This is a genomic window from Streptomyces sp. NPDC002499 (assembly GCF_053595415.1).
In genome coordinates this window covers 1-25,312 of the sequence record NZ_JBSFXO010000003.1, presented here as the reverse complement: position 1 = coordinate 25,312, position 25,312 = coordinate 1, and the positions used below count along the sequence as shown (strand labels likewise).

Genomic DNA, 25,312 nt, shown 5'->3' with positions numbered 1-25,312 from the left:
TCAGTCCCTGGGTGCAGGATGGACGCATGGTCAGCTCCGCACACCGAGCCCTGGACGGCTTCTCCCCCGCGACCCGCGGCTGGTTCACGGGGGCCTTCAGCGCGCCGACCGCGGCCCAGGCGGGCGCGTGGCAGGCCATCCGGGAAGGCTCGGACGTGCTGGTGGTGGCCCCCACCGGCTCCGGCAAGACCCTGGCCGCCTTCCTGGCCGCCCTGGACCAGCTGACCTCCACGCCCCCGCCCGCCGACCCCAGAAAACGCTGTCGCGTCCTGTACGTCTCCCCCCTCAAGGCCCTCGCGGTGGACGTGGAGCGCAACCTCCGCAGCCCCCTGACCGGCATCCGCCAGGAATCCGTACGCCTGGGCCTGCCCGAGCCGGAGGTCAAGGTCGGCATCCGGTCCGGCGACACCCCGCCCGCCGAGCGCCGGTCCCTGGCCACCCGCCCCCCGGACATTCTGATCACCACTCCGGAATCCCTGTTCCTGATGCTGACGTCGGCCACCCGCGACGCGCTGACCGGCATCGAGACGGTGATCCTGGACGAGGTCCACGCGGTGGCCGGCACCAAGCGAGGCGCCCACCTGGCACTCACCCTGGAGCGTCTGGACGAGATCCTCCCGAAGCCGGCCCGCCGCATCGGCCTCTCGGCGACGGTCCGCCCGGTGGACGAGGTCGCCCGCTATCTCTCTCCCCAGCGCAAGGTGGAGATCGTCCAGCCGAAGTCGGGCAAGGAGTTCGACCTCTCGGTGGTCGTCCCGGTCGAGGACCTGGGCGAGCTGGGCGGCTCCCCGGTGGCCGACGCCTCCGACAGTTCCGGTGCAGCCGAGCGCCCCTCGATCTGGCCGCATGTCGAGGAGCGCATCACCGACCTGGTCCAGGCCCACCGCTCGACGATCGTCTTCGCGAACTCCCGCCGCCTGGCGGAGCGCCTGTGCAACCGCCTCAACGAGATCGCGTACGAGCGTGCCACCGGCGAGTCCCTGGACGAGCACCACTCCCCCGCCGAGCTGATGGGCGGCTCGGGCGCGGCGCAGGGGGCCCCGCCGGTCATCGCACGCGCCCACCACGGCTCGGTCTCCAAGGAGCAGCGCGCCCTGGTGGAGGAGGACCTCAAGGCGGGCCGCCTCCCGGCCGTGGTCGCCACCTCCAGCCTCGAACTCGGCATCGACATGGGCGCCGTGGACCTGGTGATCCAGGTCGAGTCCCCGCCCTCGGTCGCCTCCGGCCTGCAGCGCGTGGGCCGCGCGGGCCACCAGGTCGGCGCGGTCTCCACCGGCGTGGTCTTCCCCAAGTACCGCGGCGACCTCGTCCAGGCCGCCGTCGTCACCGAACGCATGCGCACCGGCTCCATCGAGTCCCTGAGGGTCCCCGCCAACCCCCTGGACGTCCTGGCCCAGCAACTCGTCGCGATGACCGCCCTGGACACCTGGCAGGTCGACGACCTCCTCGCCACGGTCCGCCGTGCCGCGCCCTTCGCCTCGCTCCCCGAGTCCGCCTTCACCGCCGTACTGGACATGCTCGCGGGCCGCTACCCGTCCGACGCGTTCGCCGAGCTGCGCCCGCGCGTGGTGTGGGACCGCGTCGCCGGCACGGTCACCGGCCGCCCCGGCGCCCAGCGGCTCGCGGTGACCTCCGGGGGCACGATCCCGGACCGCGGCCTGTTCGGCGTCTTCCTGGCCGGCTCGGACCCCAAGAAGGGCGGCGGCCGGGTCGGCGAGCTCGACGAGGAGATGGTCTACGAGTCGCGCGTGGGCGACGTCTTCACCCTCGGCACGAGTTCCTGGCGCATCGAGGACATCACCCGCGACCGTGTCCTGGTCTCCCCCGCACCCGGCGTCCCCGGCCGGCTCCCCTTCTGGAAGGGCGACCAGCTCGGCCGCCCGCTCGAACTGGGCCGCGCGGTGGGCCAGTTCCTGCGCGAGGTCGGCTCGCTGCCCAAGGACGACGCCCGTCTGCGCCTCCTCGCCGCGGGCCTGGACACCTGGGCGTCGGACAACGTCATCTCGTACCTCGACGAGCAGCGCGAGGCCTGCGGTCACATCCCGGACGACCGCACGATCGTCGTCGAGCGCTTCCGTGACGAGCTGGGTGACTGGCGCGTCGTCGTGCACTCCCCCTTCGGCGCCCAGGTCCACGCCCCGTGGGCCCTCGCCCTCGGCGCCAAGCTCTCCGAGCGCTACGGCATGGACGCCCAGGTCATGCACGCCGACGACGGCATCGTCCTGCGCCTGCCGGACGCCGACCTGATGAGCCTGGACCTCCTCGACCAGGAGCCCATGAAGGCAGGCACGGAGTACGACGCCGAACAGGCCCCCGTCGGCGCGGCGGACGTCGTCTTCGACAAGGGCGAGGTCGACCAGATCGTCACCGACCAGGTCGGCGGCTCGGCCCTGTTCGCGGCCCGCTTCCGCGAGTGCGCCGCGCGCGCGTTGCTGCTCCCGCGCCGCAGCCCCGGCAAGCGCACCCCGCTGTGGCAGCAGCGCCAGCGCGCCTCCCAACTGCTCCAGGTGGCCAGCGAGTTCGGCTCCTTCCCGATCGTCCTGGAGGCGGTCCGCGAGTGCCTCCAGGACGTCTTCGACGTCCCCGGACTCGTCGAGCTGATGGGCGACCTGGAGTCCCGCAAGGTCCGCCTGGTCGAGGTCACCACCCCCGAACCGTCCCCGTTCGCCCGCTCCCTCCTCTTCGGCTACGTCGCCCAGTTCCTGTACGAGGGCGACTCGCCGCTCGCCGAGCGCCGCGCCGCCGCCCTGTCACTGGACTCCCGGCTGCTGGCCGAGCTGCTGGGCCAGGCGGAGCTGCGCGAGCTGCTGGACGCCGAGGTGCTGACCGAGCTGGAGCGCGAGCTCCAGTGGCTCACCGAGGACCGGCGCATCAAGGACGCCGAGGGCGTCGCGGACCTGCTCCGGATGCTCGGCCCGCTGACCGACGCCGAACTGGCCGAGCGGGGCGCCGAGCCGCAGTGGGCGCAGGACCTGGCCGGCGCCCGCCGAGTGATCAAGGTCCGGATCGCCGGCACCGACCACTGGGCGGCGATCGAGGACGCGGGCCGCCTGCGCGACGCCCTCGGCACGGCGCTGCCGGTCGGCGTCCCGGAAGCCTTCACGGAACCGGTCAAGGACCCCCTCGGCGACCTCCTCGCCCGGCACGCGCGCACCCACGGCCCGTTCACGTCGGCCACCGCGGCGGCCCGCTTCGGCCTGGGCGTGGCGGTCACCGACGGCGCCCTCCAGCGGCTGGCGGCGGCCGGGCGGGTCGTCCAGGGCGAGTTCCATCCGGCCGGCATCGGCCAGGAGTGGTGCGACGCGACCGTGCTGCGCCGACTGCGCCGCCGCTCGCTGGCCGCGCTGCGGCACGAGCTGGAGCCGGTGGCACCCGCCGCGCTCGCCCAGTTCCTCCCGCAGTGGCAGCACATCGGCAAGGGACACGGGCTGCGCGGCATCGACGGACTGGTGCGCGCGCTCGAGCAGTTGCAGGGCGCCTCCGTGCCCGCCTCCGCCCTGGAGAAGCTGGTCCTGCCGTCCCGCGTCGCGAACTACACGCCCGCGATGCTGGACGAGCTGACCGCCGCGGGCGAGGTCGTCTGGGCCGGCGCCGGCGCCCTCCCCGGCAAGGACGGCTGGATCTCCCTGTACGTGGCGGACGCGGCCCCGCTGCTCCTCCCGCCGCCCCACCCCCTGGAGCTGACGGCACTGCACCAGTCCGTCCTGGACATCCTCTCCGGGGGCTACGGCCTGTTCTTCCGCCAGATCGCCGACCAGGTCCGCGCGACGACCCACCCGGACGTCACCGATCCCCAACTGGCGGACGTCGTCTGGGACCTGGCCTGGTCCGGACGGCTCACGAACGACACGCTGGCACCCATGCGCTCCCTGCTGGGCTCGGGCCGCACGGCGGGCTCCACGGCCCACCGCGCCAAGCGCACGGTCCCGCGCGGCCGTTACGGCTCGCTCACGGCCGCCGCCCGCCCGGCCTCCCGCAGCGGCCCGCCCACGGTCGCCGGCCGCTGGTCCCTGCTCCCCGCGCGCGATGCCGACCCGACGGTCCGCGCACACGCCCTGGCCCGCACCCTCCTCGATCGGCACGGCGTGGTCACCCGGGGCGCCGTCGCCGCGGAGGGCGTCGAGGGCGGCTTCTCGGCGACGTACCGCATCCTGTCCGTCTTCGAGGAGAGCGGTCAGGCCCGGCGCGGCTATGTGGTGGAGGGGCTGGGCGCGGCCCAGTTCGCGATGGACGGCGCGGTGGACCGCCTCCGCGCGGTGTCGAACGCCCGCGACCGGGGCGAGCCCGTGCCGCCACGTCCTATCGCCGACGATTTCCCCTCCCCGGACTGGCCACCGTCGCTGCCGTCACCACAGTCACCGCAGTCGGACGGCTTCCCCCAGCCCTTCGACGCGCAGGACGCCGCCTTCGACCTCTCCGACCTCGACGACGGCTTCAGTGCCGACTCCAAGGACGGCGGCAAGGACGGCGGCAAGGACGGCTTCGACGACAACTTCGCCTTCCCACCCACTCCCACCCCCAGGTCCCGCGACGAGTACGTCTCCCCCCGCGACCTGGCCGCCCCCGGCGCAGGAGGCCCCCGAGGCGGCACCGGCTCCCCGTACGCCGCACAGGGCTCCTACGGCTCGCACGGCCCAGGCGGATCGGCCTTCCCGGGCCACCGCTCCCGCCCCGCCGCTCCCGACTCCCGCGCCGTCGTCCTGGCCGCCGCCGACCCCGCGAACGCGTACGGCGCGGCCCTCCCCTGGCCGGAGCCTCCGACCGGTGCGAGCCACAAGGCCGGCCGCAAGGCGGGTTCCCTGGTCGTTCTGGTCGACGGCGAGCTGACGCTCTACATGGAGCGCGGCGGCAAGACCCTGCTGGCCTGGCCGACCGAACCGGACGGCACGGCCACCGAGGACCCACGCCTCCAGCAAGCCGCGACAGCCCTGGCCGAGGCCGCCCGCGCGGGCTCCCTGGGCACGGTCACCGTGGAGCGGATCAACGGCGCCTCCGCCCTCACCTCCCCCATCGGCACGCTCCTGGAAGGAGCCGGCTTCATCGCGACCCCACGCGGCCTGCGCCTCCGCGCGTGAACACCCCAGCGGCTATGCGCGTGATCACCCAGCCCCACTCGGACCCGCACCCCTGGCCCCTCCCCGTCACCGCCCCGCCCCGTCACCACGCACCCGTGCCACCCTGGACCCATGCCCGAAGGAGACACGGTCTGGCAGACCGCGAGGCGGCTGCACACCGCCCTCGCGGGCAGGGTGCTGACCCGTAGCGACCTCCGCGTCCCCAAGTACGCCACGGCCGATCTCACCGGCCGTACCGTCCTGGACGTCACCCCGCGCGGCAAACACCTCCTCACCCGCGTCGAAGGCGGCCTGACCCTCCACACGCACCTGCGGATGGACGGCTCCTGGAAGGTCTTCGAGAACGGCCGGCGCTGGAGCGGCGGCCCCGCCCACCAGATCCGCGTGATCCTCGGCACCGCCGAGAACGCGGCCGTCGGCTACCGCCTCCCCGTCCTGGAGCTCCTGCGCACCGCCGACGAGCAGCGCGCCGTCGGCCACCTCGGCCCCGACCTCCTGGGCCCCGACTGGAACCCGGACCTGGCTCTCGCCAACCTCCTCGCGGACCCCGCCCGCCCCCTCGGCGAGGCCCTCCTGGACCAGCGCAATCTCGCCGGCATCGGCAACGTCTACAAGAGCGAGCTCTGCTTCTTGCTCGGCGCCACCCCCTGGCTCCCCGTCGGCGCGCTGCCCGCCGACCGCGCCGCGAAGCTCCCCGCGCTCGCCAAGAAGCTGCTTGAGTTCAACCGCGACCGCCCGGTCCGCAGCACGACGGGCCGCCGCGGCCAGGACCTGTACGTCTACGGCCGCGCACCCCGCCCCTGCCTGCGCTGCGGCACCTCGGTCCGCGTGGCTGACCAGGGCGACGGCTCCCGCGAGCGCCCCACCTACTGGTGCCCCACCTGCCAGACGGGCCCGGCGCCGACCGCCACCGCGTCCCGCGGAATTCCACGCCGCACAGCCAATTGACGACCCGTCAGAAACCCTCGTACCGTCCCTTCATGCCCCTCAAGGCGTACGACCTCACCGGACGCACCGCATTCGTCACCGGGGCCGCCGGCGGTATCGGCCGCGCCTCGGCCGTGCTGCTCGCCGAGGCGGGCGCCGTCGTCCACTGCGCGGACCGTGACGAACACGGCCTGCACGAGACGGCGACCCTGATCAAGGACGCCGGCGGCACCGCCCGCACCCACCACCTCGACGTCACCGACCGGGCGCAGTTGCGGCAGGCCGTCGAGTCCTGCGAGCGGCTGGACGTGATGGCCGCGATCGCCGGGATCATGCACAGCAGCACGGTCCTGGAGACCCTGGACGAGGATCTCGACCGCGTGCTCGCCGTCAACTTCAAGGGCGTGCTGTACGCGTGCCAGGAGGCGGCCCGCCGGATGCTCGACGGGAAGAACGGCGGCAGCATCGTCACCATGGCCTCGGGCGCCGTCGACACCGGCCGCCCCGGCCTGCTCTGCTACGGCGCGGCCAAGGCGGCCGTGGTCCAGCTGACGAAGACCCTCGCCAACGAGGTCGGCCGGCACGGCATCCGCGTCAACGCGGTCGCTCCGGGCTTCATCCGCACGCCGATGACCGCGCGCCACGAGGCCGAGGAACAGGCGCAGACCGAGGCCGTGATGGCCCGGATGGCGCCGCTCGGCCGGGTCGGCGAGGCGGAGGACGTCGCGCACACGGTGCTCTACCTGGCCTGTGACGCGTCGGCCTTCACAACGGGCCAGATCCTGCGTCCGAACGGCGGAGTGGCGATGCCGTGGTGACCTGAGCTCCCCGCCAGGCCGCCCGCCACCGGCCCGCCCCGAGCGCTCCCGCGGCCCGCGCCTTGGGCACACAGTGCACCGGCAGCAGGCTCAGCCCCCACCCGCCGGCGGCGACCGCCCCTTCCAGTACCCCGGCATCGGGCGCCAGCACGAGCCGCAGCACGGCCCACCACCACAGCGCGCCGAGTCCCAGCGCAGCCCCCCAGCGCACTATCCGCCCCGCCATGGCCGCCACCTCCAGCCCGACGCTAGACCCGCGCCGCCACCCGCCAGAAGGGCGCATCGACGGCACACGGACGCATCACACGCCTCAACCATGACCGCACCGGACCACCCCGGCAAACGGACCGCCACGGCCGCGCACAGCACCGCGCAGATCCCGGAAACGCGAAAACCCCGACCGCGCCTCTCCGAATTTCTCCGGAGAAGCCTCTGGTCGGGGCTCGCACACTTCTTCGGCGCCGGTCAGCGCCTGATCAGCCGTGCACCAGCGCGAGCGTCACGCGGCGACGACGTCGACCGCCTCGGCGGGCGCCTTGATGGTGACCCGTTCCGGTGGCACACCCGCCACCGAGACGGAACCCAGCCTCGGGCGAACCGGCGTGGGTACGGGCTCGGGGGCCGCGGCGGACCGGGCCAGTTCGGCGAGAGCGAGCTCGTCGCTCACTTCCCGCATGAGTTCGGACATCCGTACGTCCAACGCGTCGCAGATGGCGGAGAGCAGCTCGGAAGACGCCTCCTTCTGCCCCCGCTCCACCTCGGAGAGATAGCCGAGTGAGACTCGGGCGGACGAGGAGACTTCGCGCAGAGTACGGCCCTGGCGCTGGCGCTGCCGACGCAGCACGTCACCCAGCAGGCGACGGAGCAGAATCATCGGTGGCTCCCTCCTCGGACCGCGTAGCCGCATCCTTCACGCCCCACCGTACCGCCTTGCGCCGCGGCCGTGCGGGGAGCGATGTCGTGTTCACTCAGGGCTGCAAACATCAAAACCCCCCGTTCTGTTCCGTATCCTGTGCCCGCTCATTCCCGGTGTGTTCGCTCACGAGCTCCGCCAGAAGCAGTGCGAGTACGCTCCGTACACTCTCTCTACGAATTTCCTCACGGTCGCCGTTCAACCGCAGGGCCTCTACTTTTCCGCCACCGGCGGAACCGGAATCGTCCGCGAAAGGCCCGTCCACGGCCACGAAAACCGTCCCGACGGGCTTGCCGTCCTGCGGCTGAGGCCCCGCGACACCGGTGGTCGCGATGCCCCAGTCGGCGCCGAGCGCCTTGCGCACTCCGGCCGCCATCTGGGCCGCGACCTGCGGATCCACCGCCCCGCGCTGTGCCAGCAGGGTGGCGTCGACACCCAGTACTTCGTGCTTCAGCTCGGTGGCGTAGGCCGTCACCGAGCCGCGGAAGGCCTTGGACGCTCCGGGGACGGATGTGATGTCCGCCGCGACCAGCCCACCGGTCAGCGACTCGGCGACCGCGAGGGTCCAGCCCTTCACTGTCAGTAGTCGCACCACGTCGGCGGCCGGAGAACTCACGCTTCCGCCTCCTCCAACGCGGCCTTGCGCTCGGCGATTCCCTGCCGGCGCAGCACAATGGCCTGTCTCACATAGTCGAGCCCGGTCGCCACGGTCAGGACGACCGCCGCGGCCATCACCCAGAACCGCAGGGTGGCCAGCCAGCCCGTCAGCGCGAGGACGTACATCCCGACGGCCACGCCCTGGGTGAGGGTCTTGAGCTTGCCGCCCCGGCTCGCGGGAATGACGCCGTAGCGGATGACCAGGAACCGCAGCAGGGTGATCCCGAGTTCCCGGCCGAGGATGACGATCGTGACCCACCAGGGCAGATCGCCCAGCGAGGAGAGACAGATCAGCGCCGCCCCCATGATCGCCTTGTCGGCGATGGGGTCGGCGATCTTCCCGAAGTCGGTGACGAGGTCGTACGTCCGGGCGATGTGACCGTCGAACAGGTCGGTGATCATGGCGATGGCGAACGCCGCCCAGGCGAACGCCCGCCATGCCGGGTCGTACCCGCCGTCGGCCAGCATCAGGGCGACGAAGCCGGGGACGAGGACCAGCCGGAGCATGGTCAACAGGTTGGCGATGTTCCAGACGCTGGCCTCGTTGACGGCCGCGGCGGCCAGCTTCCCGCCCCGCACCGGCTTCACGTCGGACTCGGACGAGGCACCGGTCTCGGACGCGATCGCGGGCTTGCCGTCGGACACGGCGTACGCCACGGCCTCGGGCAGCGACTCGGGCACCGATGGGGAGACGGACACGGATTCGGGATCGGAGAGGGCGCCGGACGCCGCGCTCACCGGCGCACCCTGCGCGCCGGAGGAGCCGTTCGCCGCCGATGCCGGCACTCCGGTCATCTGTCCGCCTCCTCACTACAGTCGAGCGAGCCCGCCAGCGGCTCGGCCACGAGGTCGACACCTTCCGTACCGACCACCTTGGCCTCGACGATACGGCCGACGCTCAGCCCCGCGCCGCTCGTGAGCAGCACCTGGCCGTCCGTCTCGGGCGCCTGGTGCGTGCCGCGCCCGTACACGCCCTCGTCGTCCACGGACTCCACGAGCACGTGCACGGTCTCGCCCAGGCGCTCCTCGGCGCGCTGCGAGACGAGTTCCTCGGCGAGCCGCGAGACACGGGCCAGCCGCTCGGCGACGACGTCCTCGTGGAGCTTGTTCTCGTAGCCGGCGGCCTCCGTGCCGTCCTCGTCGGAGTAGCCGAAGACGCCGATGGCGTCCAGCCGCGCGCCGTTCAGGAACCGCTCCAGCTCGGCCAGGTCGGCCTCGGACTCGCCGGGGAAGCCCACGATGAAGTTGGAGCGCACGCCGGCCTGCGGGGCCTTGGAGCGGATCGTGCCGAGCAGCTCCAGGAAGCGGTCGGTGTCGCCGAAGCGGCGCATGGCGCGCAGCACGCCCGGGGCGGAGTGCTGGAAGGAGAGGTCGAAGTACGGGGCGACCTTGGGCGTCGAGGTCAGTACGTCGATGAGGCCGGGCCGCATCTCGGCCGGCTGGAGGTAGCTGACGCGCACGCGCTCGATGCCGTCGACCTCGGCGAGTTCGGGCAGGAGGGACTCCAGGAGGCGGATGTCGCCCAGGTCCTTGCCGTACGACGTGTTGTTCTCGGAGACCAGCATGACCTCCTTGACGCCCTGCTCGGCCAGCCAGCGCGTCTCGTTGAGCACGTCGCTGGGGCGGCGGGAGATGAAGGAGCCGCGGAAGGACGGGATGGCGCAGAAGGAGCAGCGCCGGTCGCAGCCGGAGGCGAGCTTCACCGAGGCGACCGGGGCGCCGTCCAGGCGGCGGCGCAGGGGCGCGCGCGGGCCGGACGCCGGGGCGAGGCCCTCCGGAAGGTCGGCGGGGGCCACCGGCGCGGCCGGGCCGTGTCCGGGCAGCGCGACGTCGGCGGCCGATTCCTGACGCTGTGCCGGGCTGATCGGGAGCAGCTTGCGGCGGTCGCGCGGGGTGTGGGAGGCGTGGATGCCGCCGTTCAGGATGGTCTGGAGGCGGTCGGAGATGTCCGCGTAGTCGTCGAAGCCGAGCACGCCGTCGGCCTCGGGGAGGGCTTCGGCGAGGTCCTTGCCGTACCGCTCGGCCATGCAGCCCACCGCCACCACGGCCTGGGTTCTGCCGTGCCCCTTGAGGTCGTTGGCCTCCAGGAGGGCGTCGACGGAGTCCTTCTTGGCGGCGTCGACGAAGCCGCACGTGTTGACGACGGCCACGTCCGCGTCCGCGGCGTCCTCGACGAGGTCCCAGCCGTCCGCCTCCAAGCGGCCTGCGAGCTCCTCCGAGTCCACCTCGTTACGGGCGCAGCCAAGGGTGACGAGTGCGACGGTACGGCGTTCAGGCATGGGCTCAAGACTACTTCGTCCCACCGACACCCCACGTCGACGGGGCTGGCGATCATCGCCAGCCCCGCAAGAACACGCATCAGGTCACGCTCGACGGCAGGACCGCCGTTCTAACCGACCTGCGGATCGCCCTTCGTATACGTCAGGCGCTCCACCGCGCCCGGCTGGAAGTCGTCCTCGATCTTCTTGCCGTTGACGAACAGCTGGATCGCGCCCGCGTCACCGAGGACGAGGTTGATCTTGTCGCTGTCCTGGAAGGTCTTGGAGTCGCCCTGCTCCAGCAGGCCGTCGAAGAGCAGCCGGCCGTTGTGGTCCTTGGCCGAGATCCAGCTGCGTCCGTCGGCGGCGCTGACCTGGACGGTCACCTTGTCCTGGGGCGCGGCCGCGATGGCACTGTCGGAGGGGTCGCTCTTGGGGTTCTCGGAGGGGGTCTTCTTGGGAGTGGGCGAAGCCGACTTGCTGACCGTGGGCGTGGAGCCCTCGGCCACCTGCGTCTTGGCACCGTCGTCGTCGCCGCCCTTGAAGGCGGTGAAGCCGACGAAGCCGATCACGGCGACGATCGCGGCGACCATCGCCGCGGTCCAGTTGGGCCCGCGCCGCTCGGGGCGGATGCGCTCCGCCTCGAAGAGCGGGGCCGCCGGCGTCGGGGCCGGACGGCCACCGCCGTGCGCCTCGCTGAACTGCTCGAGCAGCGGTGCGGGGTCGATGTGGACGGCCTTGGCCAGGGTCCGGATGTGCCCGCGCGCGTAGACGTCTCCGCCACAGGGGGCGAAGTCGTCCGCCTCGATGGCGTGCACGATGGCGATACGGACTCGGGTGGCGTTGCTGACATCGTCGACGGTGAGCCCGGCCGCGATGCGCGCCTGCTGAAGGGCGCGGCCGATGGAGGGGCGGGCTTCCTCGCGATCGTCTTCGAACGGACGCTCGTCTTCAGGAGAGTTGCCGATGGACACGGGGGCGCCTTTCGAGCGTTTAAGCCACCTGTGCTGGAGGTTCAGTCTAGGGGGGGTGCGAAAGGGTGGGGCAACCGGGCGGTGGGACTTTGTAGCCCATCGGTATGGCCGGACACGCCGATGGCGGGGGTACTTCCTGCTTGCTTCCCTCAACTTGACGTACGCCGAAGGGAAACGGTTGCTCAATGATCCCTTACGGGTGGATCACGATCGAACATCGGTGACCGCACCCGGCCGGGAACCCGTACCGGACTCCCCTTACGCCTCCCCGCGGATCACCGCGAGCACACCATCCAGCTCATCACCCTTCACAAGAACGTCACGTGCCTTGGAGCCCTCGCTCGGTCCGACGATCCCCCGGGACTCCATCAGATCCATGAGCCGCCCGGCCTTGGCGAAGCCGACGCGCAGCTTGCGCTGGAGCATGGACGTCGACCCGAACTGGGTGGAGACCACCAGCTCGGCCGCCTGGCACAGCAGGTCGAGGTCGTCGCCGATCTCCTCGTCGATCTCCTTCTTCTGCTTGGTGCCCACGGTGACGTCGTCCCGGAAGACGGGCGCCATCTGGTCCTTGCAGTGCTGGACGACGACCGCGACCTCCTCCTCGGTCACGAAGGCGCCCTGCATACGCGTGGGCTTGTTCTGACCCATCGGCAGATACAGCCCGTCACCCTTGCCGATGAGCTTCTCGGCGCCCGGCTGGTCCAGGATGACGCGGCTGTCGGCGAGCGAGGAGGTGGCGAACGCGAGCCTGGAAGGCACGTTCGCCTTGATCAGACCGGTGACGACGTCGACGGAGGGCCGCTGCGTCGCGAGCACCAGGTGGATGCCGGCCGCGCGCGCGAGCTGCGTGATGCGCACGATCGAGTCCTCGACGTCGCGCGGGGCCACCATCATCAGGTCGGCGAGCTCGTCGACGATCACCAGCAGGTACGGATAGGTCTTGAGCTCCCGCTCGCTGCCCTCGGGCGTCTTGAGCTTGCCGTCGCGGATGGCCTGGTTGAAGTCGTCGATGTGCCGGTACCCGAACGCCGCGAGGTCGTCGTAGCGCAGGTCCATCTCGCGTACGACCCACTGGAGCGCCTCGGCGGCCCGCTTCGGGTTGGTGATGATCGGCGTGATCAGGTGCGGGATGCCCTCGTACGCGGTCAGCTCGACGCGCTTGGGGTCGACGAGGACCATGCGGACGTCCTCGGGAGTCGCGCGGACCATGATCGAGGTGATCAGGCAGTTGATGCAGGACGACTTGCCGGAACCGGTGGCTCCGGCGACCAGGACGTGCGGCATCTTCGCCAGGTTGGCCATCACATAGCCGCCCTCGACGTCCTTGCCGAGCGCCACCAGCATGGGGTGGTCGTCCTCGGCGGCGGCCGCCAGGCGGAGCACGTCACCCAGGTTGACCATCTCGCGGTCGGTGTTCGGGATCTCGATGCCGACCGCGGACTTGCCGGGGATCGGCGAGATGATCCGGACGTCGGGGCTGGCGACGGCGTACGCGATGTTCTTGGTCAGCGCGGTGATCCGCTCGACCTTCACGGCGGGGCCCAGCTCCACCTCGTAGCGCGTGACCGTCGGCCCGCGCGTGAAGCCGGTGACGGCCGCGTCGACCTTGAACTCGGCGAAGACGTTGGTGAGCGAGGCGACGACCGCGTCGTTGGCGGCGGAGCGCGCCTTGCCGGGGCCGCCGCGGGTGAGGAGGTCGAGGGAGGGCAGGGAGTACGTGATGTCGCCGGAGAGCTGGAGCTGCTCGGCGCGCGGCGGCAGGTCGCCCGGGGTCTCGGGCGCGGGCTTGGTGAGGTCGGCGACCTCGACCTTCAGCTTCTCCTGCTTGGGCCGCGCGGCCGGCACCGGCGTCGGGGTGGGCGTCGTCTCCTCGCGGTCCCCCACGCGCACGCCCTGGGTGAGGTCGGCGACGATCGGCGAGGGCGGCATCCCGTGCAGCACGGCCCCGTCGAGCGCGGCGGCGGCAGCCGCGGCGACGTCCACGGCGTCCATGGGCCGGTTCATGTCGGGCTGCTGCACGGCGGAGCGCCTGGGGCGGCCACGACGCTTGGAGAGTGCCTCCTGCTCCGCGCTGTCGGGGTCGTACGCCTCCGGGCCGGAACCGCGCTTACGCGCGCGTGCCGGCAGCGCCTCGCGCCACTGCTCGTCGTAGCGCTGCTCGTCGTCCTCGGTGAACTCGTCCTCTTCGAGCTCCGGCGCGTGCACGACACCGAGCTTCACACCGAGCAGCCGCAGCCGCTGCGGGATGGCGTTGACCGGCGTGGCCGTCACCACGAGCAGCCCGAAGACGGTCAGCAGCACGAGCAGCGGTACGGCCAGCACCTCGCCCATGGTGTACGTCAGCGGGGTCGCCGCGCCCCAGCCGATGAGACCGCCGGCGTCCCTTATGGCCTGCATGCCGTCGCTGCGCGCGGGCGCGCCGCACGCGATGTGGACCTGCCCGAGCACGCCGATGACGAGCGCGGACAGGCCGATCACGATGCGGCCGTTGGCATCGGGCTTCTCGGGGTGCCGGATGAACCGCACCGCGATGACCGCGAGCAGTATCGGCACGAGCAGGTCGAGGCGGCCGAAGGCGCCGGTCACCAGGATCTCGACGAGGTCGCCGACCGGTCCGCGCAGATCGGCCCAGGTGCCTGCGGCGACGATCAGGGCGATACCGAGCAGCAGCAGCGCGACCCCGTCCTTGCGGTGCGCCGGGTCGAGGTTCTTCGCGCCGTTCCCTATGCCGCGGAACACCGCGCCCACGGAGTGCGCCAGGCCCAGCCAGACGGCGCGTACGAGCTTGTAGATGCCCCCGGTCGGGCTGGGCGCGGGCTTCGGGGGCGCGGCTTTCTTGGCCGCCGCCTTCCTGGCGGGCGCCTTCTTCGCCGGGGGCTTCTTCGCAGCGGCCTTCTTCGCCGGAGCCGCCGCCTTCTTCGCGGGCTGCTTCTTGGCAGCGGAGGGACGTGAGGCCATAGGTGTGAGGTTACCGTCGGAGACGACAAGGGACACGTGTGCCCACTGCTTCACCCGTTCGTGTCGCCCTTGGGGATACTCGGAACTGACGCGTCCTCATCCGCAACTGTGCCCCGCGCGGCGTCAGTTCTGCGAAGGCACCGTCGACGTGTTCCCGGCACCCGGCTCCAGGGCGTCCAGCGCCCGCCGCAGACCGGTGAGTTTGCGTTCGAGATGGGCCGCCGTGGCCACCGCCGCCGCGTCCGCCGACTCGTCGTCGAGCTGCTTGGACAGCGCCTCGGCCTGCTCCTCGACCGCCGCGAGCCGCGCCGACAGCTCGGCGAGCAGAGACGCCGGCTCCTTCGTGTCGCCGACCGCGGCCTTGCCACCGCCGCCCTCCAACTGGAGCCGCAGCAGCGCCGCCTGCTCCCGCAGTTGGCAGTTCTTCATGTACAGCTCGACGAAGACCGAGACCTTCGCACGCAGCACCCACGGGTCGAACGGCTTGGAGATGTAGTCGACCGCGCCCGCCGCGTATCCGCGGAAGGTGTGGTGCGGCCCATGGTTGATCGCGGTGAGGAAGATGATCGGGATGTCCCGGGTCCGCTCCCGCCGCTTGATGTGCGCGGCCGTCTCGAAACCGTCCATACCCGGCATCTGCACGTCCAGCAGAATGACCGCGAAGTCGTCCGTGAGCAGTGCCTTGAGTGCTTCCTCCCCGGACGATGCCCGCACCAGTGTCTGATCGAGCGCGGAGAGGATGGCCTCCAGCGCCAGCAGATTCTCCGGCCGGTCATCGACCAGGAGGATCTTGGCCTTCTGCACCATGGCCCGCCCTCCTCGCCCCGGATGTGCACCGGGCGCCGCCCCTGGGGACGACTCCCTTTCGCCGCCCGTCCTTGTGCCGGTCATCGTAGCCGTACCCCGCCTGTCGCCACACCCTGTCACCGCGATGTCACTGTGCACGTAGCAGAAACGCAGCGGGAGACCAGAAGGTTCCCCGCTTCCCGTACTTCTACACCGCTCCGGGCACACTGAGTCAGCAACTCCGTGTGAACATCAAAGGTTCCCCTCACTCCCCTCGCATCCACTGATCCATCACAGCCAGCAGATGATCGGGATCGACCGGCTTGGTGACGTAGTCGGAGGCGCCCGACTCGATGGCCTTCTCCCGGTCGCCCTTCATCGCCTTCGCGGTCAGCGCGATGATCGGCAGACCCGCGAACTGCGGCATCCGCCGGATGGCATTCGTCGTGGCGTACCCGTCCATCTCCGGCATCATGATGTCCATCAGGACGACCGCCACGTCGTCGTGCTGCTCGAGCACCTCGATGCCCTCGCGCCCGTTCTCCGCGTACAGCACCGACAACCCGTGCTGCTCCAACACGCTGGTCAACGCGAACACGTTGCGGATGTCGTCGTCGACGATCAGCACCTTCTGCCCGGCGAACCGGATGTTGCGGTGCGGCTGGAGCACCGCGCTCGGCTCCAGGGCCGTACGCGGCTCCAGGGCGCCGTTGCGGTACTCGGTGTCGAGCCCCGGCCGCCGGCGGCGCCGGAAGAGCGCGGCGGCCCCGTTCTGGGTCTCCTGGTACGACTTCACCTCGGCCGGCGTCTCGATCGCCGACTCGGTGAGCTGGGCCAGGTCCGCCGCGGCCACCAGATCGCTGGCCCCGAGGGCCGGCATCGGCTGCTGGTAGCCCTGCGGCGGCAGTTCGCTGGGGTGCAGCGGCAAATACAGCGTGAACGTGGAACCGCGGCCCGGTTCGCTCTGCGCGTGGATCTCGCCGCCGAGCAGCTGGGCGATCTCCCGGGAGATCGACAACCCCAGGCCCGTACCGCCGTACTTACGGCTGGTCGTGCCGTCCGCCTGCTTGAACGCCTCGAAGATCACCCGCATCTTGCTGGCCGCGATGCCGATCCCGGTGTCGGTCACCGAGAACGCGATCAGGTCGGCGTCCGCGTCCCGCAGCGAACCGGCCTCCAGCAACTGCTCCCGGATCGACGCCGGTGTGTCCGCGCCGGCCGGCCTGATCACCAGCTCCACCGCCCCGGAGTCGGTGAACTTCACCGCGTTGGACAGCAGGTTGCGCAACACCTGGAGCAGGCGCTGCTCGTCGGTGTGCAGCGTGGCCGGCAGCTCCGGCGAGACCCGCACCGACAGATCCAGGCCCTTCTCCGCGGTCAACGGCCGGAAGGTGGCCTCCACGTAGTCGACGAGCTGGACCAGGGCGATGCGCGTCGGGGAGACGTCCATCTTGCCCGCCTCGACCTTGGAGAGGTCGAGGATGTCGTTGATCAGCTGGAGCAGGTCGGATCCCGCTCCGTGGATGGTCTCGGCGAACTCGACCTGCTTCGGCGTGAGGTTGGCGTCCGCGTTGTCGGCGAGCAGCTTGGCCAGGATCAGCAGCGAGTTGAGCGGCGTACGCAGCTCGTGCGACATGTTGGCCAGGAACTCGCTCTTGTAGCGCATGGAGACCGCGAGTTGCTCGGCGCGCTCCTCCAGGACCTGCCGCGCCTCCTCGATCTCGGTGTTCTTCACCTCGATGTCGCGGTTCTGCTGGGCCAACAGCTCGGCCTTGTCCTCCAGTTCGGCGTTGGACGCCTGGAGGGCCTTCTGCCGGTTCTCCAACTCGGCCGACCGCTCCCGGAGTTGCTCGGTCAGCTCCTGCGACTGCTTCAGCAGCTGTTCCGTCTTGGTGTTGACGGAGATCGTGTTGACGCTGGTCGCGATCATCTCGGCGATCTGGTTGAGGAAGTCCTTCTGGATCTGCGTGAAGGGCGTGAAGGAGGCCAGCTCGATGACGCCGAGCACCTGGCCCTCGAACAGCACCGGAAGGACGATCACCTGCGCGGGCGGCGCCTCACCGAGCCCCGAGGAGATCTTCAGATAGCCGCTGGGCGCGTTCTCCACGAGGATCGTGCGCTTCTCCTGCGCGGCCGTCCCGATCAGCGCCTCACCCGGCCTGAACGACGTCGGCATGGACCCCATGGAGTAGCCGTACGACCCGAGCATGCGCAGCTCGTACGCCTCCTCGCCCTCCGCGTCCGCCAGGGGCATCGCGACGAAGAACGCGCCGTGCTGGGCGGAGACCACCGGCGTCAGCTCGCTCATGATCAGCGAGGCCACGTCCTGCATGTCGCGGCGGCCCTGCATCAGCGCGGAGATGCGGGCGAGGTTGCCCTTGAGCCAGTCCTGCTCCTTGTTGGCGATGGTGGTGTCGCGCAGGTTGGCGATCATCTTGTTGATGTAGTCCTGGAGTTCCTGGATCTCCCCGGACGCGTCCACGTCGATCTTCAGGTTCAGGTCGCCGCGGGTCACCGCGGTCGCCACGCGCGCGATGGCGCGCACCTGCCGGGTCAGGTTCCCGGCCATCTCGTTCACCGACTCGGTGAGGTCGCGCCAGGTGCCGTCGACGTCACGCACGCGTGCCTGACCGCCCAGTTGCCCCTCGGTGCCCACCTCGCGTGCGACTCGGGTGACCTCCTCCGCGAAGGAGGACAGCTGGTCGACCATCGTGTTGATGGTCGTCTTGAGTTCGAGGATCTCCCCGCGCGCGTCGATGTCGATCTTCTTGGTGAGATCGCCCTTGGCGATGGCGGTGGTGACCATGGCGATGTTGCGCACCTGGCCGGTCAGGTTGGACGCCATCTGGTTCACCGACTCGGTGAGGTCCTTCCACGTGCCGGCCACGCCGGGCACCCGCGCCTGCCCGCCCAGGATGCCGTCCGTACCCACCTCGCGGGCCACCTTGGTGACCTGTTCGGCGAACGAACTCAGCGTCTTCACCATGGTGTTGATGGTGTCGGCGAGCTGCGCGACCTCGCCGCGCGCCTCGATCGTCACCGTCCGGGTCAGGTCGCCGTTGGCGACGGCCGCGGCGACCTGCGAGATGTTCCGCACCTGCACGGTCAGGTTCTTGGCCATCAGGTTGACGTTGCCGCTGAGGTCCTTCCAGATGCCCGTGATGCCGGGCACGTGCGCCTGGCCGCCCAGGATGCCCTCGGTGCCCACCTCGCGCGCCACCCGGGTCACCTGCTCGGCGAAGGACGACAGCTGGTCGACCATCGTGTTGACGGTGGTGACGAGTTCGAGGATCTCGCCCTTCGCGTCGACCGTGACCTTCTTCGACAGGTCGCCCTTGGCGACCGCGGTGGTGACCTCGGCGATGTTGCGGACCTGGATGGTCAGGTTGTTCGCCATGAAGTTCACGGACTGGGTGAGGTCCTTCCAGGTGCCGGAGACCCCCTGCACCTCGGCCTGACCGCCCAGTTGGCCCTCCGTGCCCACCTCGCGGGCGACCCGGGTGACCTCCTCCGCGAACGACGACAGCTGGTCGACCATCGTGTTCAGGGTGTTCTTGAGCTCCTGGATCTCCCCGCGCGCGTCCACGGTGATCTTCTGCGACAGGTCACCCCGCGCGACCGCGGTGGCGACCTGGGCGATGTTGCGCACCTGAGCCGTGAGGTTCCCGGCCATGCCGTTCACGGAGTCGGTCAGGTCCCGCCACACACCGGCCACACCCGGCACCTGCGCCTGCCCGCCGAGGCGGCCCTCGGTGCCCACCTCACGGGCCACCCGGGTCACCTGCTCGGCGAACCCGGAGAGCTGGTCGACCATCGTGTTGACGGTGTTCTTCAGCTCCAGGATCTCCCCGCGCGCGTCCACGGTGATCTTCTGCGACAGGTCACCCTGAGCGACCGCGGTGGTCACCTGGGCGATGTTGCGCACCTGGGCCGTCAGGTTGCCCGCCATACCGTTTACGGAGTCGGTGAGCTCCTTCCACGTACCCGCGACCCCCGGCACGACCGCCTGACCGCCGAGGCGGCCCTCCGTGCCCACGTCCCGGGCCATCCGCGTCACCTGGTCGGCGAAGGACGACAGCTGGTCCACCATCGTGTTCACGGTGTTCTTCAGCTGGAGCATCTCGCCGGAGACGTCCACGGTGACCTTCTGCGACAGATCGCCGTTGGCCACCGCCGTCGTCACCTGGGCGATGTTGCGCACCTGCCCGGTGAGGTTGCGGAACGCGGTGTTGACCGAGTCCGTCAGGTCCTTCCACGTACCGGCCGCGCCCGGCACCTGTGCCTGGCCGCCCAGCTCACCCTCGACACCGACCTCGCGCGCCACGCGCGTGACCTCGGAACCGAAGGACGACAGCTGGTCCACCATCCCGTTGACGGTGTTCTTCAGCTCCAGCATCTCGCCGGCCACGTCGACCGTGACCTTCTGGGACAGGTCACCGCTGGCCACGGCCGTCGTCACCGCGGCGATGTCCCGCACCTGCGTGGTGAGGTTGCGGAAGACCGTGTTGACGGAGTCCGTCAGGTCCTTCCAGGTACCGGCCGCGCCCGGCACGTTCGCCTGGCCGCCCAGCTGCCCCGCGGCACCGACCTCGTTGGCCACGCGCGTGACCTCGTCCGCGAAGATCCGCAGCGTCTCGGTCATCTGGTTGATGGTGTCCGCGAGCTGCGCGATCTCACCGCGCGCCGACACGGTCACCTTCTGCGACAGGTCACCGTTGGCGACCGCCGTGGTCACCTGGGCGATCCCGCGCACCTGGGCCGTCAGGTTGCCGGCCATGAGGTTCACCGAATCGGTGAGGTCCTTCCACACACCGGCCACACCCGGCACCTGCGCCTGCCCGCCGAGCTCGCCCTCGGTGCCCACCTCGCGCGCGACTCGCGTCACCTCGGAGGAGAAGGACGACAGCTGGTCCACCATCGTGTTGACGGTGTTCTTGAGCTCCAGCATCTCGCCGGCGACATGAACCGTGACCTTGCGCGACAGGTCGCCCTTCGCGACCGCCGTCGTCACCAGCGCGATGTCCCGCACCTGAGCCGTCAGCCGGTACGCCATCGTGTTGACGGAGTCCGTGAGGTCCTTCCACGAACCCGACATGCCACGCACGCGTGCCTGGCCGCCCAGCTTGCCCTCGGTGCCCACCTCGCTGGCCACGCGTGTGACCTCGTCGGTGAACGTGGAGAGCTGGTCGACGAGGTTGTTGACGGTCCGGCCGACCTTCAGGAACTCGCCGCGCAGCGGATGCCCGGTCCCGTCCGGCGCCTGCGTCCGCAGCTCCATGCGGGGCGACAGATCGCCCTCCGCCACCGCCGACAGCACCCGGCCGACCTCGGAGACGGGTCGTACGAGATCGTCCACGAGCGCGTTCGAGGCGTCCACGGCGGCGGCCCAGGAGCCTTCACCGGCACCCGCCTCCAGCCGCTCGGTGAGCTTGCCCTCACGGCCCACCATGCGCCTTACACGCGACAATTCACCCGTCAAATGGAGATTACGGTCGGCGACCTCATTGAAAACGGCGGCGATCTCCGACATCACGCCGTCGCCGGACACCGTGAGCCGCTTGCGGAAATTCCCGTCCCGCATGGAGACGAGTGCCGTCAGCAACCGATCGAGGGTGGCCGTGTCCACCTCGGTCGTCCCGGCGCGTGGTTTGCGCTGGTTCTTCAGGGACTGTCCGCCTTTCGCGCGCGTCTTAGTGCCCCGCGTCGCTGCGCCAGACTCCACTGTGTCCCTCCCGAAGGGGTCGACCGTTACTGCTGTGCTCGCGTACTACTGTTCGGCGTACCAGTTACTGCTGCATATCTCTGCCCGATGTAATCAGGCCACACCAAGGGCTGCTGCCCGCCGTACAGATATGACACGCAGCGTGCCCGTACCTTCACATGAAGCCTGCCCAGTGTTTCACCCTGTCTGAACCCGGCCATAACAGTTCGGCAGCTTCGCACAGCGTCCGCACACCCTCTGGGCGGAAACACTGCAGACCGGCATCCGCCCGGACGGCGAAGGTAAGTAACCTTGCATGCGGCTGTCCAGCCGCACCGGTCCGTCCGGCCTGGGCGGTGGCACGACAACGAGCGGGCATCGGAGGGGCGGCCGCAACACATGACCACCGGACTGATCCCCGGGGGACAGCCCCCGGACCGTAGGCCGACGGGCGGCCTGCCGCATCAGCGGCACGAGCCGGTCGGCCACGCAGCCCTGCCCGTCGACAACCGGCTGAGGAGTTCTGTGATCACCGCGCGCGCGGCCGCCAGCTTCGAGCCCGTCGGTCGATCGGTAGCGACCGCCCGCTCCTTCGTCCGCGACACCCTCCAGGGCTGGGGTTTCGCCGACATCGTCGACGACGCCGTGGTCCTCACCAGCGAGCTGGTGACCAACGCCGTGGTGCACGCCGGCACCGCCGCCGACGTCCTGTGCCTACGCAGTGACGAAGGCGTACGCATCGAGGTCGCCGACCACTATCCCGAACGCGAGATCCCCCTCCAGGGCCACCCCTCCACCATGGGCAGCCCCGACCGCGAGGGCGGCCGCGGACTCCAGCTGTGCGCGGCCCTCGCCAACCGGTGGGGCGTCGAGTACACGCCCACCCACAAGACGGTCTGGTTCCAACTCGTCCTGCCCGAACGCGCGGTCGGCACGCGCGCGGCCGGCCCGTCCCTGCCCGCCGACCTCCTCCCCCTCGCCGACGGCCGGGTCCGCGTCGCGGTCGTCCAGATCGACCGCGGCGGCGCCATCACCGCCTGGAGCGAGGACGCCGAGGAACTCTTCGGCTACCCGTCCGACCAGGTCACCGGCAAACCCCTCACCGACCTCGCGGCCTGGCCGCACACCCCGGGCACCAGCACCGGCATCGTGGAGGCACTCCAACTCTCGCGCTGGGAAGGCAGTTACGGCATAAGGGGCGCCGACGGCCGCGTCACCCCTGTCTACGCCTCCCACCTCCGCGTCCGCGACACGGGCGGCGAGCCCTCCACGGTCTGCCTCCTGGTACGCGACCACGAACGGGCCGTCCTGCAGACCCCGTTGCGCATGCCCTCCTCCGACTCGGGAACCTCGCCCGACGGCCAGAGCACGGACCCCTTCGAGGTGTTCATCGGCTCCCCCGCGCCGGACGACCTCGACGGTCTGCTCCAGCGCACGGTGGAACGCGCCCGCGACATGCTCGACGCCGACTCCGCCTTCCTGCTCCTGGCGACCGACGACGAGACCGAGTTGGAGGTCCGCGCCTCCACCGGCCTGCCCTCCGCCCGCCAGCGCTTCGCGCGCGTGCCCGTCGAGGCCGGCCCCGGCCGCTACGGCTCGGCCCGCATGCCGGCCGTCCACGACGACCTCACCGCCGTACCAGGCGCCGTCCCGCTCCTCAACGGCACCGGGATGCGCTCGGTCGTCACCGTTCCCCTCAAGGTCGAAGGCCGCCTCACCGGCTCCCTCGGCGTGGCCGCCGAGTCGCCCGGCAGATACTCCAACGAAGAGGCCTTGCGCCTCCAATTCGCCGCCGACCGCATCGCGTTGGCCGTCGAGTCGGCCCGCCTCGGCGAACTCGAACGCCTGCGCCGAGGCTCCCTGAGCTTCCTCGTCGAGGCCTCCGACCTCCTCGCCGGCACCCTGGACCGCGACCAGACCCTCGCGCTGATGGCCCAGATGACGGTCCCGACCCTGGCCACCTGGTGCGCCGTCTACACGATCGCGGACCAGGCCTCCGAGCCGTATCTCTCGTACGTCCTGCACGAGGACGAGGAACTCATCGACGGCATCAAGTCGTTGCTGTCGAAGATCTCTCCGCCCGACCCGGTACCGACCCCGGGTGCACGCGTCTGGTCGAAGCCCGGAGAGGTCGCCCACCAGGCCGCCCTGCGCAGTTCCATGCGCAGCCTCGGCCTCAACGGCGGCCCGAACCGCCAGGTCGCCTCGGGCATCGGCCCGACCCTGGCGACGGCCTCCGCGGTCGGCGGCGAGACGGTCGTCCTGCCCCTCGTGGCCCGCAACCGCGTCATCGGCATGCTGACCCTCGGCAAGCCCACCGACGAACACTTCCGCCAGGAAATCCTGGAACTGGCCGAGGACTTGAGCCGCCGGGCCGCCCTCGCCCTCGACAACGCCCGTCTCTACTCAGAGCGCACGGCCATCAGCCAGTCCCTCCAGCGCAGCCTCCTGCCGCCCGAGCTGCCCGAGATCGGCGGCGTCGAGGTCGAGGTCATCTACCGCGCGGCCGGCGAGGGCAACGAGGTCGGCGGCGACTTCTACGACCTCTTCCCGATCAGCGACGGCGTCTACGGCTTCGCCATCGGCGATGTCTGCGGTACGGGTCCGGAGGCGGCCGCGGTCACCGGCCTGGCCCGCCACGCCCTCCGCCTCCTCGCCAGGGAGGGCTTCGGCGGCCCGGCGGTCCTGGAGCGCCTCAACTCCGCGATCCTCGACGAGGGCGCCCGCAGCCGCTTCCTGACACTCTTGTACGGCGAGCTGCGACCCCAGGCCGACGGCAGCGCGGAACTGAAGGTGGTCTGCGCCGGCCATCCCCTCCCGCTCCGCCTCCGCCAGGACGGCACGGTCGAACCGGCCGCCGAACCCCAGCCGCTCCTCGGCGTCATGGAGGACCTGGAGCTCTACGAGCAGACGGTCACCCTCGACCCGGGCGACGTCCTCCTCTGCGTCACCGACGGCGTCACCGAACGCCGAGAAGGCACCCGCATGTTGGGCGACGACGGCCTCACCGACGTCCTCACGACCTGCACGGGCCTCACAGCCGGCGCGGTCGCCGCCCGCATCATGCGCGCGGTGGAACGCTTCGCGTCGGACGCCCCGTCCGACGACATGGCGATCCTCGCGATGCGCGTCCCGGGCCTCCAGAAGGACTGACCCCGAACACGCAGAAGGCCCCGCCCAATTGGGCGGGGCCTTCTGCTGACTGGAGCCCTCTAACGGAATCGAACCGTTGACCTTCTCCTTACCATGGAGACGCTCTACCGACTGAGCTAAGAGGGCCTGTCACCTTTTCGAGGTTTCCCTCGCGGCGACGAAACAGATCATACCCCGAGCAGGCCCGTGCGCCCAACCGCCGCCGTCCGCCCCCGACTCGGTCAGAAAGCGGGCTGCAACAGTCCCCCGAGCGCATTGCACGCGGACACGATCCGCTGCATCTCGCGCTTGGTCAACGAGGCGTCCACGGGCAGCGCGAGCGTCTCATCAGCGGCCCGCTCGGTCTCCGGCAGAGCCACGCACCGCCGGAACTCCGGCAGCCGATGCACAGGCGTCTTCACCGGCACCCGGCACTCAACTCCCCTGCCCCGCACGGCCCGAGCGAAGGCGTCCCGATCCGGCCGCCCGTTCCCCGGCACCCGCACGACGTACTGCTGGTAGGTGTGCCCGTCCCCACCATCAGGCGTGCGCACCCCCCGCAGCTTCGCATCGAGATAGGAGGCCCGCTCCCGCCGCTGAGCAATCTCGTCGTACGGCGCCTCGGACTCCCCCTGCTCCAGCACCAACAGCCCGTGCCGCTGCCCGATCCCATGCAGCCGCGCGATGTCGGCCGGCCGTCCGAAGCGGTGTACGACGACGATCGCCGCCGTCCGCGATGTGACGGCCGCCTCCACAGCGGACGCATCGAGGCAGTACGTCACCGGATGTATGTCGGCGAACACCGGCAGCGCTCCGGCCATCGCAACGGCCTCGGCGACCTCGACGTTCCCGAAGGCCGGCACCACGACTTCGTCACCGAGTCCGACACCGGCGGCCCTGAGCATTGCAGCAGTACCCATGCTTCGGATGGTTGTTGCGCAACGTGAACTTCAAGTAACGCACAACAAAAAAGGGTTGGACCCGGAACCAAAGTTCCGGGTCCAACCCTTTGAATAATTGTTCGGCGGTGTCCTACTCTCCCACAGGGTCCCCCCTGCAGTACCATCGGCGCTGTAAGGCTTAGCTTCCGGGTTCGGAATGTAACCGGGC

The 25,312-nt window shown here is 70.7% G+C and carries 14 protein-coding genes, 1 tRNA gene and 1 rRNA gene; 4 read left to right on the top strand and 12 right to left on the bottom strand.

Annotation, left to right across the window (positions count from 1 at the left end; translation table 11 throughout):
* Positions 1-26: 26 nt before the first annotated feature.
* The 3 genes from ACWD5F_RS08235 (at position 27) to ACWD5F_RS08225 (ending at position 6,820) form a co-directional block, all read left to right on the top strand.
* Positions 27-5,075, top strand: coding sequence for an ATP-dependent helicase (locus tag ACWD5F_RS08235; protein ID WP_451252332.1), 5,049 nt, complete (start codon positions 27-29; stop codon positions 5,073-5,075).
* Between the two features lie 111 nt (positions 5,076-5,186).
* The gene (locus tag ACWD5F_RS08230; protein WP_451252330.1) at positions 5,187-6,023 is read left to right on the top strand and encodes an Fpg/Nei family DNA glycosylase; all 837 of its coding nucleotides are present in this window, start codon (positions 5,187-5,189) and stop codon (positions 6,021-6,023) included.
* Positions 6,024-6,055: 32 nt separating this feature from the next.
* Entirely contained in the window at positions 6,056-6,820 is a 765-nt protein-coding gene (locus ACWD5F_RS08225; RefSeq protein WP_401722307.1) for an SDR family NAD(P)-dependent oxidoreductase, read from the top strand.
* Here the strand turns inward: ACWD5F_RS08225 and ACWD5F_RS08220 are convergent.
* The 9 genes from ACWD5F_RS08220 to ACWD5F_RS08180 form a co-directional block, all read right to left on the bottom strand.
* The gene (locus ACWD5F_RS08220; RefSeq protein WP_451252328.1) at positions 6,768-7,046 is read right to left on the bottom strand and encodes a hypothetical protein; all 279 of its coding nucleotides are present in this window, start codon (positions 7,044-7,046) and stop codon (positions 6,768-6,770) included. The two genes, ACWD5F_RS08225 and ACWD5F_RS08220, sit on opposite strands and share 53 nt — an antisense overlap.
* A gap of 273 nt (positions 7,047-7,319) precedes the next feature.
* Positions 7,320-7,694 carry a helix-turn-helix domain-containing protein gene (locus ACWD5F_RS08215; RefSeq protein ID WP_123997328.1) on the bottom strand — a complete coding sequence of 125 codons (375 nt, stop codon included), beginning with the start codon at positions 7,692-7,694 and terminating at the stop codon, positions 7,320-7,322.
* A 109-nt stretch (positions 7,695-7,803) separates the two neighbouring features.
* Positions 7,804-8,349: a CinA family protein gene (locus ACWD5F_RS08210; RefSeq protein ID WP_451252325.1), complete on the bottom strand. Its 546-nt coding sequence runs from the start codon at positions 8,347-8,349 to the stop codon at positions 7,804-7,806.
* A complete protein-coding gene (pgsA, locus tag ACWD5F_RS08205; protein WP_451252324.1) occupies positions 8,346-9,185 on the bottom strand; it encodes a CDP-diacylglycerol--glycerol-3-phosphate 3-phosphatidyltransferase in 840 nt (279 codons plus the stop codon). Before pgsA ends, ACWD5F_RS08210 begins: the two co-directional genes overlap by 4 nt.
* Positions 9,182-10,669, bottom strand: a complete 1,488-nt coding sequence (gene rimO, locus ACWD5F_RS08200) for a 30S ribosomal protein S12 methylthiotransferase RimO (protein WP_451252322.1) — start codon at positions 10,667-10,669, stop codon at positions 9,182-9,184. The genes pgsA and rimO overlap by 4 nt, the downstream gene beginning before the upstream one ends.
* A gap of 110 nt (positions 10,670-10,779) precedes the next feature.
* Complete coding sequence (locus tag ACWD5F_RS08195) at positions 10,780-11,622, bottom strand: helix-turn-helix domain-containing protein (RefSeq protein ID WP_401722322.1); 843 nt, start codon at positions 11,620-11,622, stop codon at positions 10,780-10,782.
* Positions 11,623-11,880: 258 nt separating this feature from the next.
* Positions 11,881-14,583 carry a DNA translocase FtsK gene (locus ACWD5F_RS08190; RefSeq protein ID WP_451252319.1) on the bottom strand — a complete coding sequence of 901 codons (2,703 nt, stop codon included), beginning with the start codon at positions 14,581-14,583 and terminating at the stop codon, positions 11,881-11,883.
* Between the two features lie 123 nt (positions 14,584-14,706).
* Positions 14,707-15,390 (bottom strand): response regulator, encoded by a 684-nt coding sequence (locus ACWD5F_RS08185; RefSeq protein ID WP_451252317.1) that lies wholly within the window; start codon positions 15,388-15,390, stop codon positions 14,707-14,709.
* A gap of 244 nt (positions 15,391-15,634) precedes the next feature.
* Positions 15,635-21,091 (bottom strand): HAMP domain-containing protein, encoded by a 5,457-nt coding sequence (locus tag ACWD5F_RS08180; protein WP_401722330.1) that lies wholly within the window; start codon positions 21,089-21,091, stop codon positions 15,635-15,637.
* A 378-nt stretch (positions 21,092-21,469) separates the two neighbouring features.
* Between ACWD5F_RS08180 and ACWD5F_RS08175 the strand changes: the two genes are divergently transcribed.
* Complete coding sequence (locus ACWD5F_RS08175) at positions 21,470-24,223, top strand: SpoIIE family protein phosphatase (RefSeq protein ID WP_451252315.1); 2,754 nt, start codon at positions 21,470-21,472, stop codon at positions 24,221-24,223.
* Between the two features lie 50 nt (positions 24,224-24,273).
* Here the strand turns inward: ACWD5F_RS08175 and ACWD5F_RS08170 are convergent.
* The 3 genes from ACWD5F_RS08170 to rrf form a co-directional block, all read right to left on the bottom strand.
* Positions 24,274-24,349: transfer RNA gene (locus ACWD5F_RS08170), tRNA-Thr, on the bottom strand.
* Positions 24,350-24,444: 95 nt separating this feature from the next.
* Positions 24,445-25,107: a DegT/DnrJ/EryC1/StrS family aminotransferase gene (locus ACWD5F_RS08165; protein WP_401722375.1), complete on the bottom strand. Its 663-nt coding sequence runs from the start codon at positions 25,105-25,107 to the stop codon at positions 24,445-24,447.
* A 114-nt stretch (positions 25,108-25,221) separates the two neighbouring features.
* Positions 25,222-25,312 (bottom strand): 5S ribosomal RNA (rrf, locus tag ACWD5F_RS08160); the annotation flags it as partial.